14 protein-coding genes are annotated in these 16,535 nt (G+C 69.0%); 6 read left to right on the forward strand and 8 right to left on the reverse strand.

Annotated elements, in window-relative coordinates; genetic code table 11:
- The first annotated feature begins 27 nt into the window (after positions 1-27).
- The 3 genes from ON19_RS27950 (at position 28) to ON19_RS27960 (ending at position 2,119) form a co-directional block, all read left to right on the forward strand.
- Positions 28-603, forward strand: coding sequence for a TetR-like C-terminal domain-containing protein (locus tag ON19_RS27950; RefSeq protein ID WP_043699118.1), 576 nt, complete (start codon positions 28-30; stop codon positions 601-603).
- Between the two features lie 179 nt (positions 604-782).
- Complete coding sequence (locus ON19_RS27955) at positions 783-1,556, forward strand: DsbA family protein (protein ID WP_043699120.1); 774 nt, start codon at positions 783-785, stop codon at positions 1,554-1,556.
- Positions 1,556-2,119 carry a vitamin K epoxide reductase family protein gene (locus ON19_RS27960; RefSeq protein WP_043699663.1) on the forward strand — a complete coding sequence of 188 codons (564 nt, stop codon included), beginning with the start codon at positions 1,556-1,558 and terminating at the stop codon, positions 2,117-2,119. Before ON19_RS27955 ends, ON19_RS27960 begins: the two co-directional genes overlap by 1 nt.
- Positions 2,120-2,131: 12 nt before the next feature.
- Here the strand turns inward: ON19_RS27960 and ON19_RS27965 are convergent, their stop codons facing one another.
- Complete coding sequence (locus tag ON19_RS27965; RefSeq protein ID WP_043699122.1) at positions 2,132-3,256, reverse strand: S1C family serine protease; 1,125 nt, start codon at positions 3,254-3,256, stop codon at positions 2,132-2,134.
- 160 nt (positions 3,257-3,416) lie between these two features.
- On the opposite strand from ON19_RS27965, the gene ON19_RS27970 reads away from it, so the two are divergent.
- The 3 genes from ON19_RS27970 to ON19_RS27980 all read left to right on the forward strand — a co-directional run bounded on the left by ON19_RS27970 (position 3,417) and on the right by ON19_RS27980 (position 7,198).
- Positions 3,417-4,469 carry an NAD(P)-dependent alcohol dehydrogenase gene (locus tag ON19_RS27970; RefSeq protein WP_043699124.1) on the forward strand — a complete coding sequence of 351 codons (1,053 nt, stop codon included), beginning with the start codon at positions 3,417-3,419 and terminating at the stop codon, positions 4,467-4,469.
- 73 nt (positions 4,470-4,542) lie between these two features.
- Positions 4,543-5,724 (forward strand): AI-2E family transporter, encoded by a 1,182-nt coding sequence (locus ON19_RS27975; RefSeq protein WP_051169373.1) that lies wholly within the window; start codon positions 4,543-4,545, stop codon positions 5,722-5,724.
- A 139-nt stretch (positions 5,725-5,863) separates the two neighbouring features.
- Positions 5,864-7,198 (forward strand): tetratricopeptide repeat protein, encoded by a 1,335-nt coding sequence (locus ON19_RS27980; protein ID WP_083899673.1) that lies wholly within the window; start codon positions 5,864-5,866, stop codon positions 7,196-7,198.
- Here ON19_RS27980 and ON19_RS27985 read toward each other — a convergent pair.
- From ON19_RS27985 to alc, 7 genes are all read right to left on the reverse strand, one after another.
- Positions 7,188-7,754, reverse strand: a complete 567-nt coding sequence (locus tag ON19_RS27985; protein ID WP_043699127.1) for a TetR/AcrR family transcriptional regulator — start codon at positions 7,752-7,754, stop codon at positions 7,188-7,190. The two genes, ON19_RS27980 and ON19_RS27985, sit on opposite strands and share 11 nt — an antisense overlap.
- Positions 7,754-8,176, reverse strand: coding sequence for a VOC family protein (locus ON19_RS27990; protein ID WP_043699129.1), 423 nt, complete (start codon positions 8,174-8,176; stop codon positions 7,754-7,756). Before ON19_RS27990 ends, ON19_RS27985 begins: the two co-directional genes overlap by 1 nt.
- Positions 8,177-8,284: 108 nt before the next feature.
- Positions 8,285-10,591 (reverse strand): 5-methyltetrahydropteroyltriglutamate--homocysteine S-methyltransferase, encoded by a 2,307-nt coding sequence (metE, locus tag ON19_RS27995; RefSeq protein ID WP_043699130.1) that lies wholly within the window; start codon positions 10,589-10,591, stop codon positions 8,285-8,287.
- A gap of 407 nt (positions 10,592-10,998) precedes the next feature.
- Complete coding sequence (locus ON19_RS28000; protein ID WP_043699132.1) at positions 10,999-11,868, reverse strand: 3-hydroxybutyryl-CoA dehydrogenase; 870 nt, start codon at positions 11,866-11,868, stop codon at positions 10,999-11,001.
- A gap of 287 nt (positions 11,869-12,155) precedes the next feature.
- Positions 12,156-13,445 carry an isocitrate lyase gene (aceA, locus tag ON19_RS28005; RefSeq protein WP_043699134.1) on the reverse strand — a complete coding sequence of 430 codons (1,290 nt, stop codon included), beginning with the start codon at positions 13,443-13,445 and terminating at the stop codon, positions 12,156-12,158.
- A 764-nt stretch (positions 13,446-14,209) separates the two neighbouring features.
- Positions 14,210-15,160 carry an allantoinase PuuE gene (puuE, locus tag ON19_RS28010; protein WP_051169374.1) on the reverse strand — a complete coding sequence of 317 codons (951 nt, stop codon included), beginning with the start codon at positions 15,158-15,160 and terminating at the stop codon, positions 14,210-14,212.
- A gap of 378 nt (positions 15,161-15,538) precedes the next feature.
- A complete protein-coding gene (gene alc / locus ON19_RS28020) occupies positions 15,539-16,516 on the reverse strand; it encodes an allantoicase (RefSeq protein ID WP_043699138.1) in 978 nt (325 codons plus the stop codon).
- Positions 16,517-16,535: the final 19 nt, after the last annotated feature.

Consider the following 16,535-nt stretch of genomic DNA (forward strand, 5'->3'; position numbering starts at 1 on the left):
CGCAAGAGGACTTGCGATAATCGCCCGATGGGTGACTCCCCCGCACAGATCCGCGGCGCACGTCTGCGCAAAGCCGTACTCGACGCGACCCTGGCCCGCATCGAGTCGGCGGGCATCGCCACCGTGCGGGTCGCCGATGTCGCCGCGGACGCCGGTGTGCACGAGACCTCGATCTATCGGCGGTGGAAGACACTGCCCCGATTGCTGCTGGACGCATTGCTGTCCCGGGTGGCCGAGGAGATCCCGCTACCGGACACCGGGTCGTTGCGCGGCGATCTGGAGCGCTTCATGACCGATCTCATCCGTTTCGCCGGGACCCCGTCCGGCCGGGCCCTGATCCGCGGCACCGTGATCGCCGAGTCCGACCCCGAGGTCGAGGCGATCCGGCGCGAATTCTGGGTGCGGCGGCTGTCGTCGTCGGAAGAGATCGTCCGGCGCGCCATCGCCCGCGGCGACGTGGCGGCGACGGTGGATCCCCGGCTGACCATGCTGACGCTGGGCGGCTTGGTCCACCTGCACGTCACGCAACTGGGCGCGGAGCTGCCGCCCGGCCTGGCCCGCGACGCCGTCGATCTGGTCCTCACCGGCATCACGGCGCGCTGAACGCGCCGCCGTCGCCTGCGACCCGGCCGAAAACAGCGGCGGCCGCCGGATGTTTCGGAATCTCTCAGGTAGGCCGACCATGATGACCGGTGTGGCCCGATCACGCGGGGACGTGGTCGGCGGATCTACGATCGTGGCGGCAGGAATGTCCGGCGAGCGAAAGGCGTGGTGAACGCACGGTGAGCAAAAACCAGGGTGGGAAGTCGAACCCGCTGCTGGCGGCGGAACGCGCCGACCGCAACCGCAAGATCTTGATCCAGGTGGCCGTCGCCGCCGTGCTCGTCGCGTTGATCGCGGCCATCGGCATCGGCATCGCGGTGAAGAAGGCCCGCAAGGACGATCCCGGCGCCGCCCCGTCCATCGCCGCGACCACGAACCCGGGCGCCGTGCCCGCCTCGATCACCGACAGCGGCGCCGTGCGGATCGGCAAGCCGGACGCGAAGGTCAGCGTGCGCGTGGTCGCCGACCTCCAGTGCCCCGCCTGCAAGGCCTTCGAGGCCGCCAACGGCCAGGTGCTCGAAGAAGCGGTGAACAACGGCACCGCGGTGGTCGAGTACAACGTGATCGCGTTCTTGGACAAAGCGTCCACCACGCGGTACTCCTCGCGCGCGGGCAGCGCCTCCTACTGCGTCGCCGAGGCCGACCCGTCGAAGTACCAGGACTGGCTGAATACGATGTTCGCGCAGCAGCCGCCGGAGGGCGGCGCCGGTCTGTCCGACGACCAGCTGATCCAGATCGCCAAGAGCGCCGGCTACACCGACGACGCGGTCGCCCAGTGCATCACCGACCACAAGTACGACAAGTACATCCAGGCCCGCACCAAGGAAGTGCTGGACAGCGGCATCCAGTCGACCCCCTCGGTGTTCGTCGACGGCAAGAAGGTCGAGTCCAGCCAGGAGATCTTCGGCCCCGGCGGCCTCGCACCCGTGATCAGCGCCGCCGCGGGCCAGTGATCACCGCAGGGCCCCGGGCCGCCTGGGTCCTGTTGATCGGCGGGCTGGCCGGCTGGCTGGCCGCGGTGGCACTGACCGTGGAACGGTTCAAGCTGTTCACCGATCCGGGCTACACCCCGTCGTGCAGCATCAACCCGATCCTGTCCTGCGGGTCGGTGATGGTGACCGACCAGGCCTCGGTCTTCGGGTTCCCGAACCCGCTGATGGGCGTCGTCGGGTTCTCCGTCGTCGTCACCCTCGGGGTGCTCTCGGTGGCCGGGGTCGGGTTCCCGCGCTGGGTCTGGGGCGGAGTATGGCTGGGCTCCCTGCTCGGCGTCGGCTTCGTCTGCTGGCTGATCTTCGAAAGCCTGTACCGGATCAACGCGCTGTGCCCGTATTGCTTGGTGGTCTGGGCGATCATCACGCCGCTGCTCGCGGTGAGCACCGACCAGCTGTGGGGGCGCTCCCGAGGCCCGCTCGGTGTGCTCGCCGAGTGGCGCTGGACGATCGTCGCGCTGTTCTTCGCGGTGGTGCTGCTGCTGGTGTTCCTGCGCTTCCAGGACTACTGGCTGTCGCTGGTCTGATCCCCGCTCGGATCAGTTCGGCGGACCTGCGACCAGCACCACCCGCACCGTTCGCTCGCCGGCCGCGCCGGTGATGCCCAATCGGACGGTGTCGTTCGGCTTGCGCGTGTTCAACGCCGCCCGCAGCGACTGCGCGCTGGTGACGACGTGGTCGTCGAGCGAGGTGATCACGTCGCCCGCGGCCAGCCCGGCGGCATAGGCGGGCATGCCGTGCAGCGCCACGTCCACGCGGGCGCCCGTGCCGACGGGCAGGGCGTTGGAGATGAGCACACCCAGCGTGGCCGTCGGGCCGACGTGCACCGTGTCGGTCGGAGTGCCGGAGCGTATCTGCTGCACCACCCGCATCGCCGCGTCGATCGGCACGGCGTAGCCGTTCGCGGGCTGGTCGGCCGTCCGCGCCCCGTCGCCCGAGGCCGCGGCGATGACACCGACCACGGACGCGTTCCGGTCCACCAGCGCCCCGCCGGACTGTCCCGGCGTGACCGCCGCCGCGACCTCCAGCATGCCGCTGAGCGCCTTGCGGGACAGATCGGCGGCGTTGACCGCCACGATCGCGCTGTCCAGGTCGGTGAGGGGGCCGTGCACGGCGGTCGGTGTACCGCCGGTCCCGCCCGCGTTGCCGATCGCCAGGACCTCCTCCCGCAGGCGCAATCCGGTCGAAGTGCCGATGGTCGCGATCGGCAACTCGGCGGCCGCGGGCAGGTCCAGCAGCGCGATGTCGGCCTCGGAGTCGTAGCCGAGCACCACCGCGTTGTAGACCTTGCCGTTGCCGACGTCGGTGACCGTCACGGTGTCCGCGCCCTTGACCACGTGATGGCTGGTGAGCACCTCGCCGTCCGCGGTCAGGACGATGCCGGACCCGGCCGCGCCGGGCCCGGATCGCTCGGCCGAGGCGTTGATGTTGACCAGTGCGGGGCGCACCGCCGCGGTGACCAGGCCGGGATCGAGCGGCGCGGGCGGAGCGAACGCGACCGAGGCCACGGGCTGGGCGGGATGGGGCCGGTTCGGGGCCGGTAGGTCGCCGCGGTAGCCGAGGAAAGCGGCCGTCGCGAGCACGAAGGTGACGACCAGGATGAACGCCCGGCCGCGCCGCGGCCTGCGTCGCACCCCGGTCCACTGCTGCCGTTCTTCGTCCATGGCTCTCCCGCCTCGGCCGAACCGCTCACCCACTCCATTGTCGCCAAGAACGCGGCCGAAGATCATCGAACCGGCGACCGTGCCGGAAAAACAGCCTGTGAGCATGTCTTTTTCGTGTCGCAGTTGGCAATGGCACCTATGCGACGGTAGGCATGTCCTCATGAGCACCGCCGCCGCCTACGCCCTGTCCGCCTCCGATGGCTCGTTCGAGAAGGTCACGATCCAGCGCAGGGAGCTGGGGCCGCGCGACGTGCTGATCGACATCAAGTTCGCGGGTATCTGCCACTCCGATATCCACACCGCGCGCAACGAGTGGGGCATGACCAGCTACCCCTGCGTGCCGGGGCACGAGATCGCGGGCGTGGTCGCCGCGGTCGGGCCCGCGGTGAGCAGGTTTCGGGTCGGCGACCAGGTCGGTGTCGGCTGCATGGTCGGTTCCTGCGGGGTGTGCGCGCCGTGCCTGGCCGACGAGGAGCAGTACTGCACCGCGGGCGCGACCATGACCTACAACACCGTGGTCGACCCGGCGGTGCAGCCCGGCGGCCACACCCTCGGCGGTTACTCCACGCAAATCGTGGTGACCGAGAACTTCGTGGTCGCCATTCCCGAGGGGATCGGCCTGGACGTGGCCGCGCCGCTGCTGTGCGCGGGCGTCACGCTGTACTCGCCGCTGCGGCACTGGGGCGCCGGGCCGGGCAAGAAGGTCGCGATCATCGGCATGGGCGGGCTCGGCCACGTGGGGGTGAAGCTCGCGGCCGCCATGGGCGCCGAGGTCACCGTGCTGAGCCACTCGCTGAGCAAGCAGGAGGACGGCAGGCTCTTCGGCGCCGTCGGCTACCACGCGACCAGTGACAAGCAGACTTTCCGCGAGCTGCGCGGCCGGTTCGATCTGATCCTCAACACGGTGTCGGCGAACCTGCCGATGGACGACTATCTGCGCCTGCTGGATTTGGACGGCACTTTGGTGATCCTCGGCATTCCCGAGAAACCGTTGAGCGTCAGGTCGTTCAACCTCGCCGGGTACCGCCGCTCGCTGGCGGGTTCGATGATCGGCGGCATCGCGCAGACCCAGGAGATGCTGAACTTCTGCGCCGAGCACGGCATCGGCGCCGAGATCGAGCTGATCGCCGCCGACGAGATCGACGGCGCCTACGACCGGGTCGTGGCCAGCGACGTGCGCTACCGGTTCGTCATCGACGTCTCCACCATGTGAGCCTGCTCGCCGCACCGGCGCGGTCGCGCGGTGTCCGTCCGCTAACCGGTCGTGGCGTGGGTACCTTGACCTTGTGTCAGCGGAGGACGAAGACGAGACGGCGGGCCCGGCCGGCGCCGCGCACGGCATGCCACAGTGGCTGCCGCGCGCGTTCCTGCTCGCCGCGGCGACGATCACCGGGTTGCTGGCGGCCTTCTGGGTGCTCGAGCGCCTGCAGGGCCTGCTGACAGTTCTGCTGGTCTCCCTGTTCCTCGCCTTCGCGATCGAGCCCGCGGTGAACTGGCTGGCGCGGCGCGGTATGCGGCGCGGTCCGGCGACCGGATTGGTCTTCCTCATCCTGACCGCTCTGGTCGTCGCCTTCCTGTGGACGCTCGGCGCGCTGCTGGTCGAGCAGGTCACCACGTTGGTCAAGAACGCTCCGCAATACGCCGACCGAGGCGTGGAGTGGATCAACAACACCTTTCGCCAGGACCTGTCCAGCACCGACATCCAGAAGTACGCCACCGACTGGAGTTCGACCCTGGAGGGCTACCTCACCGGATTGGCGGGCAACGTCTGGGGCATCGGCACGGCCGCGCTCGGCGCGCTCTTCCAAGGTCTCGGCATCCTGCTGTTCACCTATTACTTCGCCGCCGACGGCCCGCGGATCCGTACCGCCGTCTGCTCGCTGCTGCCGCCGCGGCGCCAGCGACATATATTGCGCGCCTGGGACATCGCGGTGGAAAAGACCGGCGGCTACATCTATTCGCGCGGACTGCTCGCGCTCGCCTCGACCCTGGCCCACTACGTGGTCCTGCGGATCCTGGACGTGCCGTCGGCGTTCGCCCTCGCGCTGTGGGTCGGCGTGGTCTCCCAGTTCATCCCCACGGTCGGCACCTACCTCGCCGGTGCGCTCCCGGTGATCGTCGGGTTGGTGCACGGCCCGAGCACGGCGCTGTGGATTCTCGGCTTCATCCTGCTCTACCAGCAGTTCGAGAATTATGTGCTGCAACCGCGGATCACCGCGACCACCCTGGACATGCATCCGGCCGTCGCCTTCGGCGCTGTGCTGGCCGGCGCCGCGATGGTCGGCCCGACCGGCGCGCTGCTCGCCATTCCGGTGACCGCGACGGTGCAGGCGTTCTCGGGCGCCTACATCCGCCGCTACGACGTCGAACACGACCTCGACCGCACCGGCCAGCCCAAGCGCCGCCGGCGGTTCGCCAGGCAGTTGACCCTTCGGCTGGCACGCCGCCACCACCCGCCACGGGGGTGAACCCGCGGCGCCCGAGTCCGGATTCCCGTTCCTTGCACCGACCCGCGACCCGGCCTATCCCACGGTATGGGTAGCCATGGGTCGCCCGCCGATGTAGAACTCTCGGAAAACGATTCGCACCACTCGGTGCCGAGGCTGGATGGGAACAATGCTGAAGCGGCCGCCGGACCTGGCCTTCGACCTCGGCAAGATGCACCGCAGGCGAAACGACGTGGTAGCCGCGCGCGAGGCGTTCCAGATCGCCATCGCCTCCGGTCATCCGAACTGGGCGCCGCTGGCCGCCGCCGAGCTGGGCGGACTGCTCAGCGCGGCCGGTGACAAGCCGGCCGCGGAAGGCGCCTACCACGTGGCGGTCGATTCCGGCCACGAGGACGCCGCGCCACGCGCCGCCTACAATCTCGGCCTGCTGCTGGCCGAGCGCGGCGACACCGCGGCGGCCGAGGCGATGTACGAGCGCGCCGCCGAGTCCGGGCATTCCGATGCCGCGCCCAGGGCCTGGATCAATCTCGGCTACTCCCGAGCCAAGCGCGGCGACTCGGACGCGGCGCGCGCGGCTTACGAGCACGCGATCGGCTCCGGTCCCGGCGACATCGCTCGGCTCGCCCTGTCCAACATGGCTTACCTCCTGCGCGCCGAGGGCGACCTGGACGGCGTGAAAGCCGCCTACCGCGCCGTCATCGACGGCTGGCCCGGGGAGCAGTCCCTGGTCGCCGCGGGCGATCTGGTCCAGCATCTCAGCGAGGCCGGTGATCTGGCGGGGGCCAGGGAGGTCAGCCGGTCCATGGCCGAATCGGACGATCCCGCGGTCGCCGCTCGCGCCAGTTTCGACGTCGGGGTGTTCAGCGACCGACTAGGCGAGCCGGAGGTGGCGCTGACCGCCTTCCAGCGTGCGCTCGATTCGATCGACGCCGAAGCCCGCACGCGAGCGGCGGCCGCCCTCGCCCCGATCTACCACGAGCGCGCCGCCACCGTGCTGCGCGAGACGGACTGGGCGGGGCTGGCGCACGCCGACGGATCCGCGGGCGACGCTCCCGCGATGCTCGCCGACCTGATCAGCGCCACCGTCGAAGATCAGGTACGCGGCGTCGTCTTCCTGTTCTCCTCGGTCCTGCACCAGGGATCGATCTACTCCGTCACCGCACCCGCCGCCGAGGTCGTGCTCGGCGCTCTGTTGCACGAGCGCACCGACGTGACCTATGCCCGCGCCTGGGTGCGCGAGCCGCAACCGCTGCGCTTGGAACTGCTGAACTGGCTGCACGAGGTGATCGCCACCGCCGCATGGCAATCCGCCGCGCAGAACGACGCGGAACTCACCCCGGCCGATCGTGCCGCCACGGCGGCCTGCTTGGCGCTGGTGCCGCATGTGCGTGCCGCCACGTCCGCCGCGCTGGCGATGGCCGAGGTCGACTCGGTCGCCGACGCTGCCACCGAGGTGCTCGCGACGCTCAGCACCTTGGCCGCCGTCACCGAGTGATCGCGCGCAGCACCGCCGCGACCGACTGCTCGGCGAGTTCCTCCGACAGCGGCAGGTGCCCGAACAGGGCCCGGTAGTAGATCGGCGCGGCAATCGAGTCCAGGACGAAATCGAGATCTATGCCGGGATCCACTTCACCGCGCGCGATGGCCGATCGCAGCGCCGCGGCCGTGGTCCGCCTCCGCGGTTCGAACACGGTGGCCAGGAAGTGTGCGCGCAACTGCTCGTCGCCGGCCAGGTCCGCGACCAGCGCGGGCAGCACCCGGTGCAGCGAGGTATCGCGCAGTGCGGCAACGAGTTCGCGCATCGCGCGGATCAGGTCGGCGCGCAGGTCGCCGGTGTCCGGGGTCGGGTGCAGGCCGAGCAGGTCGGCGACGACGTCGACCACCAAGTGCCGTTTGGACGGCCATCGGCGGTAGATGGCGGGACGATGCAGGCCCGCCCTGGTGGCGACCCGGCCGATGGACAGGTCGGCGTAGCCGACCTCGTCGAGTAGTTCACGTGCGGCGCCAAGCACCGCGGCGTCTATGCGGTCGTCGCGGGTACGTCCCGCCATCAGAAGACCGGCCGCGGCATCAGGACGACTCGCCAGCCGTCCGGGTCGGGAAAGGTCAGGCCGCCGTTGGCCGCCCAGAACGGATTCTCGGCGGCCACCGGTTCGACGCCGAACTCACCGAGCCGCTGCGCCACGTCGTACATGTGCGACTCGCCCTCGAAGTAGAGCACCAACAGGTTCTCCGCGCTCGGCGCCTCGCCGGGGCTGCCGTCCACGTGCGTGGTGAACTCCAAGTGGTATCCGGCGCCGGGCAATCCGAGCATCACCCCGTCGTATCCCTCATGGTCGTGGAAACGGTAGAGCTCGCGCAGGCCCAGCCCTTCGACATAGAACCGCACCACCTCGTCGAGCCGGTCGGTCGGGCGAGCGATCCGGACCTGCGCGACGCGCAGCGAGTCCGGCCAGGCGTTGTCGATGTCCATAACCCAACGATACAGTACGTACTGTACCGAAATCGGCGGTGGACAGACCGCGGGCCGCCCCCGTTCGGTCGAACGAAGGCGGCCCTCGGTGCGCTGATCCGCCCTACCTCACTCGGCGGACTCCACCCGCCTGCGGATGCGGCGAGCCGCGGCGACCAAGTTGCGCAGCGACGGCTCGAGCTGCCAATAGTGGCGAGTCTTCAGGCCGCCGTCCGGATTGGCCCACAACCGCTGCGGCGTCACCGCTTCCGCGGCCGCGGTGAGCAATTCGTCCAGCTCGTCGATGTCCGGGATGCGTGCGGACCGGCTCTCGTACACACCGGGGCCGACGCCGTGGCTCAGGCCGTGCCCGGAGGCGCAGTCCTCCTTCAGCGCCCGCAGCACCCACTCGATGGAGCGGGTCGCCACGATGGCGGTGACGTCGGCGTCGAGTTGCTCGATCGCCTCGACCACCTCGGCGCGGCCGGAATAACCGATGTGCGTGTGGATCTGCGTCTCGGCCTGCACCCCCGAGGTGGCCAGCCGGAACGCGCCGATCGCCCAGCGCAGGTACTCCGCGCGGCCCTCCGGGCGCAGCGGCAGCATTTCCCGGATCGCGGGCTCGTCGACCTGGATGATCGAGATGCCCGCCTTCTCCAGGTCCACCACCTCGTCACGGATCGCCAGCGCCACCTGGTCGGCGGTCTCGTACAGCGGCTGGTCCTGCCGGACGAAGGACCGGGCGATCATGGTGACCGGCCCGGTGACCATGCCTTTGACCGGTTTGTCGGTGAGCGACTGCGCGTAGCTGATCCACTCCACCGACATCGGCGCCGGGCGCGACACGTCGCCGTAGATGATCGGCGGTCGCACACAACGGGATCCGTACACCTGCACCCAGCCGAAGTGGGTGGTCGCGAAGCCGTCGAGCAGCTCGGCGAAGTACTGGATCATGTCGTTGCGCTCGTGCTCGCCGTGCACCAGCACGTCCAGGCCGATGTCCTCCTGCAGCCGGATCGTCGCCTCGATCTCGGCCTCGATCCGCTTGCGGTACTCCTCGTAGGACAACCGGCCCTCACCGAGTTCGTAGCGCGCCTGGCGGATCCCGGCGGTCTGTGGGAAGGACCCGAGCGTGGTCGCGGGCACCGGCGGCAGGTTCAGCTTGCGCTGCTGAGCTTCCCGGCGCACCTCGTAGGGCTCTCGCGAGCGCATGTCCGGGGTGATCGCGTAGACCCGCTGCCGCACCGCGTGCTTCTGCTTGAAATGCACCTCGGTCGGCCGCTTGCGCCACTTGTCCGACGGACCCTCGGTGAGCGCCGTGGCGAGCGAGACCACCTCGCCCACCTTCTGCTTCGCGAAGGCGAGCCGATCGGCGACGTGCCCCTCGATGTCGTATTCGATCAGCAGGTCGTATGGCACGTGCAGCAGCGTGGTCCCGGTCGAGACGACCAGGTCCGGGCACACCTTGGCCAGTTCGTTGAGGTATTCCAGCGTGACGTAGCGGTCCGCGCGCCACACGTTGCGGCCGCTGATCACGCCCGCGTACAGGCGCTTGCGGCGGATGCCGGGAATCTTCGCCAGATCCTCCGGCCGGATCCGATGGCTCGCGAGGTCCAGGCCGATCGCCTCGACGTTGGTGCCCGCCAGGATGGTCAGCGCCTCCCCGAAATCACCGTACTGGCCGGTGACCAGGATGCGCGGGCGCAGCGGGGCCTTGGCCAGGCGCTGGTAGGCGGCCTCGAACGCGGCCAGCTCGGCGGGCGTGCGCTCACTGGTGAACGCGGGCTCGTCCAGCTGCACGCAGGTGGCGCCGCGCTTGGCGAGGATCTCGAACAGTTCCTCGTAGACCGGTAGCAGCTTGTCCAGCAGGCTCAGCGTGTCGAATCCGCCCGAATCACCGGGGATGTGCCCGGCCTTGGACAGCAGCAGCAGCGACACCGGCCCGAGGACGACCGGACGCAGTTCGATGTCGGCCGCCTTCGCGCGATCGAACTCGTCGAGCAGGGCCTCCGGATGCAGCGAGAACTCGGTGGCGGCGTCCACTTCCGGCTGGCGGTAGTGGTAGTTCGTGCCGAAGAACCGCACCAGCTCGAGCGGCGGCAGATCCGGGCGGCCGCGCGCCATCAGGAAGTAGAAGTCCAGCGGGTGCAGGTCGTCGCGGTAGGGCTCGAACCGCCGGGGCACCGCGCCGAACAGCAGCGCGTTGTCCAGGACGTGGTCGTAGAACGAGAAGGTGTTGCCGGGCACCTGGGTCAGGCCGGTGGCGGCCAGCTCGTTGAACTGGGTCTCCTGGATCTCGCGACCGACCGCCAGCAGCTCCTCGCGGTCGAGCGAACCGTGCCAGTAGGCCTCCAACGCCCGCTTGAGCTCGCGGTGCGGTCCGATTCTGGGATAGCCGAGAATGCTCGAGCCGTAGCCGTCGGTCACGTTCACCATGAGCGGATTACCTTCTTTCGATCACCTGCGCGGCCCGCCGAGATCGACGGGTCGATCCGGCTGCGCTCTGGATACCCAGCCGCGCCGTCGACATGGCCCGGCTGTTGTGCAGCTTATGCCGACTGCCGTCACCGGCTCGGCAACACCAACTTCTGGTCGATTCTCCGCATCGAGGCCGGGCAGCGCCGCCGGTCACCGCGAGCGAGCCATTGCCTCGGCGCACCTTTGATAGCGATCGTCAGGTGCTCGTCCTACCCAGTCCCATCGGGTGCGAGTCTTACGAGCACCGTTCGCGGCCCGTCTCGCGTCCGAGTGTCCGTTGCGCATGCGCCGCAGGCGCGAGCAGCGGACGCTCGGACGCGAGACTCCCAGGGGCACCGCACCCGTAGCGCCGCAGGCGCTGTAGATCAGGCCCTGTACTGGTAGAAGCCCGCTCCGGTCTTCTTGCCGAGCAGACCCGCCTCGACCATGCGCATGAGCAGCGGCGGCGCCGAGTACAACGGCTCCTTGAACTCGCCGTACATCGAGTCGGCGATGGACTTCACGGTGTCCAGGCCGACCAGGTCGGTCAGCGCCAGCGGGCCCATCGGGTGGGCGCAACCGAGCACCATCGCCTTGTCCACGTCCTCCTTGGTCGCGAAGCCGGACTCGACCATGCGGATCGCCGACAGCAGATACGGCACCAGCAGCGCGTTGACCACGAAGCCGGAACGGTCCGCCGACCGCACGACCTGCTTGCCGAGCACGTCGCCCGCGAAGGCCTCGGCCCGCACGGAGACCGACTCGCTGGTCTTGAGCGTGGTGACCAGCTCGACCAGCGGCAGCACCGGGACGGGGTTGAAGAAGTGCATGCCGACCACGCGCTCGGGGTTCGCCGTGGCGACCGCGATCTTCATGATCGGGATGGACGAGGTGTTGGAGGCCAGCACGGCCGAGGGGTCGGTGACGACCTTGTCGAGCTCGGCGAAGATGCTCGTCTTCACCTTCTCGTCCTCGAGCACCGCCTCGACCACCAGCTGGCGGTCGGCGAAGTCGCCGAGATCGGAGGTGAACCGCAGACGCCACGCGGCCTGTTCGCGTTCGCGCTCGGTGATCTTCCCGCTGCTCACGCCGCGATCGAGGGACCGGAGGATGCGGGCGCGGCCCGCAGCGGCCAGTTCACGGGTCTGCTCGAACACCAGCACGTCGATGTGCGCCCTGGCACACACCTCCGCGATTCCGGCGCCCATCTGGCCGGCGCCGATAACACCGACGCGTTGGATCTTTTCGCTGCTCACGTCCCGCTCCTGCTGGGTTGTCTGGCTCTGGGGTGGCTGGTCTGCAAAGGTGTCGCTCCGGTGTGAGCGTGCCCTTCGATGGTCCAAGGTATAGGGATGCCCTCCCCGCCGGGGCTGTTCAGCGGGGAGGGCAGTACACCCCTACCGGAGTAGAGGAATGTCGGTTTTCACGTCGGGAACCTCACTTCCCTCGGCAAGCACCTGATGTGGTTTTCGAATGCCCGCGCATCGCGACCCGCGACGCGCGAGGCATTCGACCAGCCGCGACCGAGGCGCGGCATTTCAACTCAGTGGAACTGCCCCTCTTCGGTCGAGCCCTTCAGCGCGGCCGTCGAGGTGTTCGGGTCCACGGTGGTGGCGATGGTGTCGAAGTAGCCTGCGCCGACCTCACGCTGGTGCTTGATGGCGGTGAAGCCACGCTCGGCGGCGGCCTTGAACTCGCGCTCCTGCAGGTCGACGAAGGCGGTCATGCCCTCGCGGGCGTAGCCGTAGGCCAGGTCGAACATGCCGTAGTTGAGCGAGTGGAAGCCGGCCAGGGTGATGAACTGGAACTTGAAGCCCATCGCGCCGAGCTCACGCTGGAACTTCGCGATGGTCGCGTCGTCCAGGTGGGCCTTCCAGTTGAAGGACGGCGAGCAGTTGTAGGCCAGCAGCTGATCCGGGAACTCGCCACGGACGGCCTCGGCGAACTTGCGCGCGACCTCGAGGTCCGGCACGCCGGTCTCCATCCAGATGAGGTCGGCGTAGGGGGCGTAGGCCTTGGCACGCGCGATGCAGGGCTCGATGCCGTTCTTCACACCGAAGAAGCCCTCGGGGGTGCGGGTGCCGTCCAGGAACTCACGGTCGCGCTCGTCCACGTCCGAGGTGATCAGGGTGGCGGCCTCGGCGTCGGTGCGGGCGATGATCACCGACGGCACGTCGGCGACGTCGGACGCGAGACGCGCGGAGGTCAGGGTGCGGATGTGCTGCTGGGTCGGGATCAGCACCTTGCCGCCCAGGTGGCCGCACTTCTTCTCGGAGGCCAGCTGGTCCTCCCAGTGCACGCCCGCGGCGCCGGCCTGGATCATGGCCTTCTGCAGCTCGTAGGCGTTCAGCGCGCCACCGAAGCCGGCTTCGGCGTCGGCGACGATCGGGGCCAGCCAGTTGGAAACGGCGGTGTCGCCCTCGACCTTGGCGATCTCGTCGGCGCGCAGCAGCGCGTTGTTGATGCGGCGGACCACGGCCGGAACCGAGTTGGCCGGGTACAGCGACTGGTCGGGGTAGGTGTGGCCGGACAGGTTCGCGTCACCTGCGACCTGCCAACCCGACAGGTAGATGGCCTTCAGCCCGGCGCGGACCTGCTGGACCGCCTGGTTGCCGGTGAGGGCGCCGAGGGAGTTGATGTAGTCCTCGTTGTTGACGAGATCCCACAGGATCTCCGAGCCGCGGCGAGCGAGGGTGGCCTCCTCGACGACGGTGCCTTGGAGCTTCGACACCTGCTCCGCGGTGTAGTTACGGGTGACGCCCTTCCAGCGGGGGTTGGTGTCCCAATCCTGCTGGATTTCCGCGGCGGTCCTCGGGGTGCCGGTGGTCGACATCTGTGACTCCACTTCTTCGTTCGGTCCATGCCGCCCGGTCGAGCTACGAGGCAGCTCGTACTGCTGGAGCGGCAATTTGCAGGCTTGCTAGGCCCTTGGGGTGTACTTCCACACGATGGCACACGAAGAAATAGCCGTCTACCTGTTGTTAATGTGAATCTAAGCTAGGTTTTCCGCCCTCTTTGCTAACCCTGCAAAATTTGCCACCGAATTGCAAAGGTGCAATCTACTGGCCGGTAGTGCTGACGTGCGGTTTTAGCGTAACGCTTGTACTGTTAGCGATCGACGGGCGGTCCGGTTCCGGCCCGCCCGGCCATTCCCAACTGTGAGCACCTTCACAAGTCCTGGCAGGCGCCCTTCGTGTGGGCCACGCCACCCTGGGCGGCGCCCGAGCGGTCGACTCCACGCGAGCCCCGGCAGGGAAGCGCCGAGAACCACGCGGCTAGCGGGAGCACTCCGGTTCACCGAGCACCCCACACACCGGCGCCGCATATCCGGCCGCCCGCAGGATGGGACGCCTTCACCGCGGGGGTGCAATCAGGGGAGCTCCGCCCGCCCGCATAACGACTCCACACGCGCGACTCGCAAGGAAACTCGAGGCGTAAACACTCTCATCGCAGGCGTACGCGCCAACTACCTGCTGACGGGTGGCACATCAGCGAGAGCCGTACTCGCATTTCGCCACAGGCATGTGCCACTCGTGGGTGAGTACGGGGGATTCGGCGCCGTTTGGAGGAGCGCATCCGGTCGGGCTGGTTGTCGGTTCAGGGCGAGTTGGGTGGGGGGTGGAACGTGCGCCAGTGTTCGGCGATGTCGATGCGGCGGGTGAGCCAGACCTGGTCGTAGGACTGGATGTGGTCGAGTAGGCGTTCCAGGGCGGCGGTGCGGGCTGGGCGGCCGATGAGGCGGCAGTGCAGGCCGATGGACAGCATTTTCGGGCTGCCTTCCGCGCCTTCGCGGTAGAGGACGTCGAAGGCGTCGCGTACGTGGGCGAAGAACTGCTCGCCGGTCGGGAAACCGGCGGGCGAGGCGAAGCGCATGTCGTTGGTGTCCAGGGTGTAGGGGACCACCAAATGGTCGTGGCCGTGGACGCGCACCCAATAGGGCAGGTCGTCGGCGTAGGAATCCGCGTCGTAGACGAAGCCGCCGTGCTCGACCACCAATTCCCTGGTGTGCGGCGAATCGCGGCCGGTGTACCAGCCCAGGGGCGCGTCGCCGGTCAGCTCGGTCAGGATGCGCACCGCCTCGGTCATGTGCGCGCGTTCGGTGTCGCGGTCGGTGAGCTGATAGGACTTCCAGCGCAGGCCATGGCAGGCGATCTCGTGACCCAGTTCCCCGAAGGCCGCCACCGCCTCCGGGTTTCGTTGCAGGGCGCGGGCGACGGCGAAGATCGTCAGCGGCAACCCGCGTCGCTCGAAGACGCGCAGTACTCGCCACAGCCCGGCGCGGGAGCCGTATTCGTAGAGCGACTCCATGCTCATATGGCGGTTCGGGAACGCTTCCGCGGGCGTCATCTCCGACAAGAACGTCTCGGAGTATTCGTCGCCGTCGAGGACGCTGCTCTCGCCGCCCTCTTCGTAGTTGAGCACGAACTGGACCGCGATCCGCGCCTCACCCGGCCACCGAGGGTCCGGTGGGTTCGGGCCGTAACCGACGAAATCCCTCGCACCCTCGACTCTTACGCCCCGCTGCCACCCTCGGTCCTGGCCGCTCACGACTGCGCCTCATCCACGCTCCGCCGCCGCCTTCGCGCCCCGCCGGTCACGACTGGTCCTCGCCGACGCTCCGCCGCCGTCCTCGCGCCCGGCTGCACACGACTGCGCCTCCCCGCCCCTCCGCCACCAGCCCATGGGCCTGCCTCACGACTGCGCCTGGTCCACGCCCGGCTCCGACCCTCTCCGCCACCAGCCCATGAGCCCGCTTCACAACGGCACCTCGCGGACACTCCGCCACCAGCCCATGAGCCCGCTTCACGACTGTGCATCGGAGGCGCTCCCCCACCGACCCTTGGGCCTGCCTCACGACTGCGCCTGGTCGACGCCCGGCTCCGGCAGCCGCGATGCGCGATATCGACTTTCGCCCGGCGCCCCCGCTCATGCGCCGAGCTCGCCGTACAGTCGCAGCCGCGCCAGCCCGCCGTCGGGGTAGATGTCCAGGCGGACCTCTTCCACCGACGCGGCCATCGGCGCGATCGGGAACCGGTGCCTGGTATCGGGTTGTAGCGCGGTGCGCGGTAACAGCTCCAGTTCGGTGCCGTCGTTGGTGCGTCCGGTGAGCCGGGCCGCGCCCGGGCTGTTGCCCAGGAAGTAGGAGGTGTCGAGTTCGGCGAGCCGGATCAGTCCCGGTCCGGCCAGGCGGACGCGCACCCAGTCGTTGCCGTCGTCCCTGCGCCGGGCGGTCTCCCAGCCCTCGCCCATGGACCGGGCCCGGCCGGGATAGAGCAGCTGGTTGGGCGAGCTGTAGAAGCGGTTGGAGCAGTCCAGCACCAGCGCGCCGTTCTCCAGCGCGGCCAGATCGAGCGGGCCCAGGCCGAGCAGCCGCGGATCCGGTCGCCCCTCGCCGTGCACTCGCAGCCTGGCCACGCCACCGTCCGGGTGCATGGTGAGCTTCACGTGCGTCCAGCGCTTCTCGTTCTCGACGGCGAACTGGTTGCGGCTGTCGCCGGTCACCGGAGAGCGATCGACCAGCATCACCCAATCGTCCCGCGCGGCAATCGTTTCCGCAGGCGGATAGTCCTCGATCTCCAGCGCGGACACCGAGACGGCCGGTGGGTAGTTGCCCGTGAACCATGCCGTGTCCACGACGATCCCGCGGATCACGCCCGGCACACCGAGCCGCACGATCGCGGAGTCGTCGCCGGGCTGCCCGCGGTGCCTGCGTGTCTCCCAGCCGTCGTAGATCTGGCCCTTGTGCCCGAAGCTGGACGGCTGGTACAGGGCGGGACCAGGGTTGATCAAATTCTCCTTCTCCGCGAAGAATTCGTCGTTCGCCCAGATCACCGAGCCGCCGAGCGGCCGGACCGCCAGATCCGGCAGCAGCGTGAACTCCTCGTCGTCGCCCCGGTCGCGCATCGCGCCTCCTGTGTCTTTC

The organism is Nocardia abscessus NBRC 100374, from assembly GCF_000308455.1.
GTDB classification, from domain to species: Bacteria; Actinomycetota; Actinomycetes; order Mycobacteriales; family Mycobacteriaceae; genus Nocardia; species Nocardia abscessus.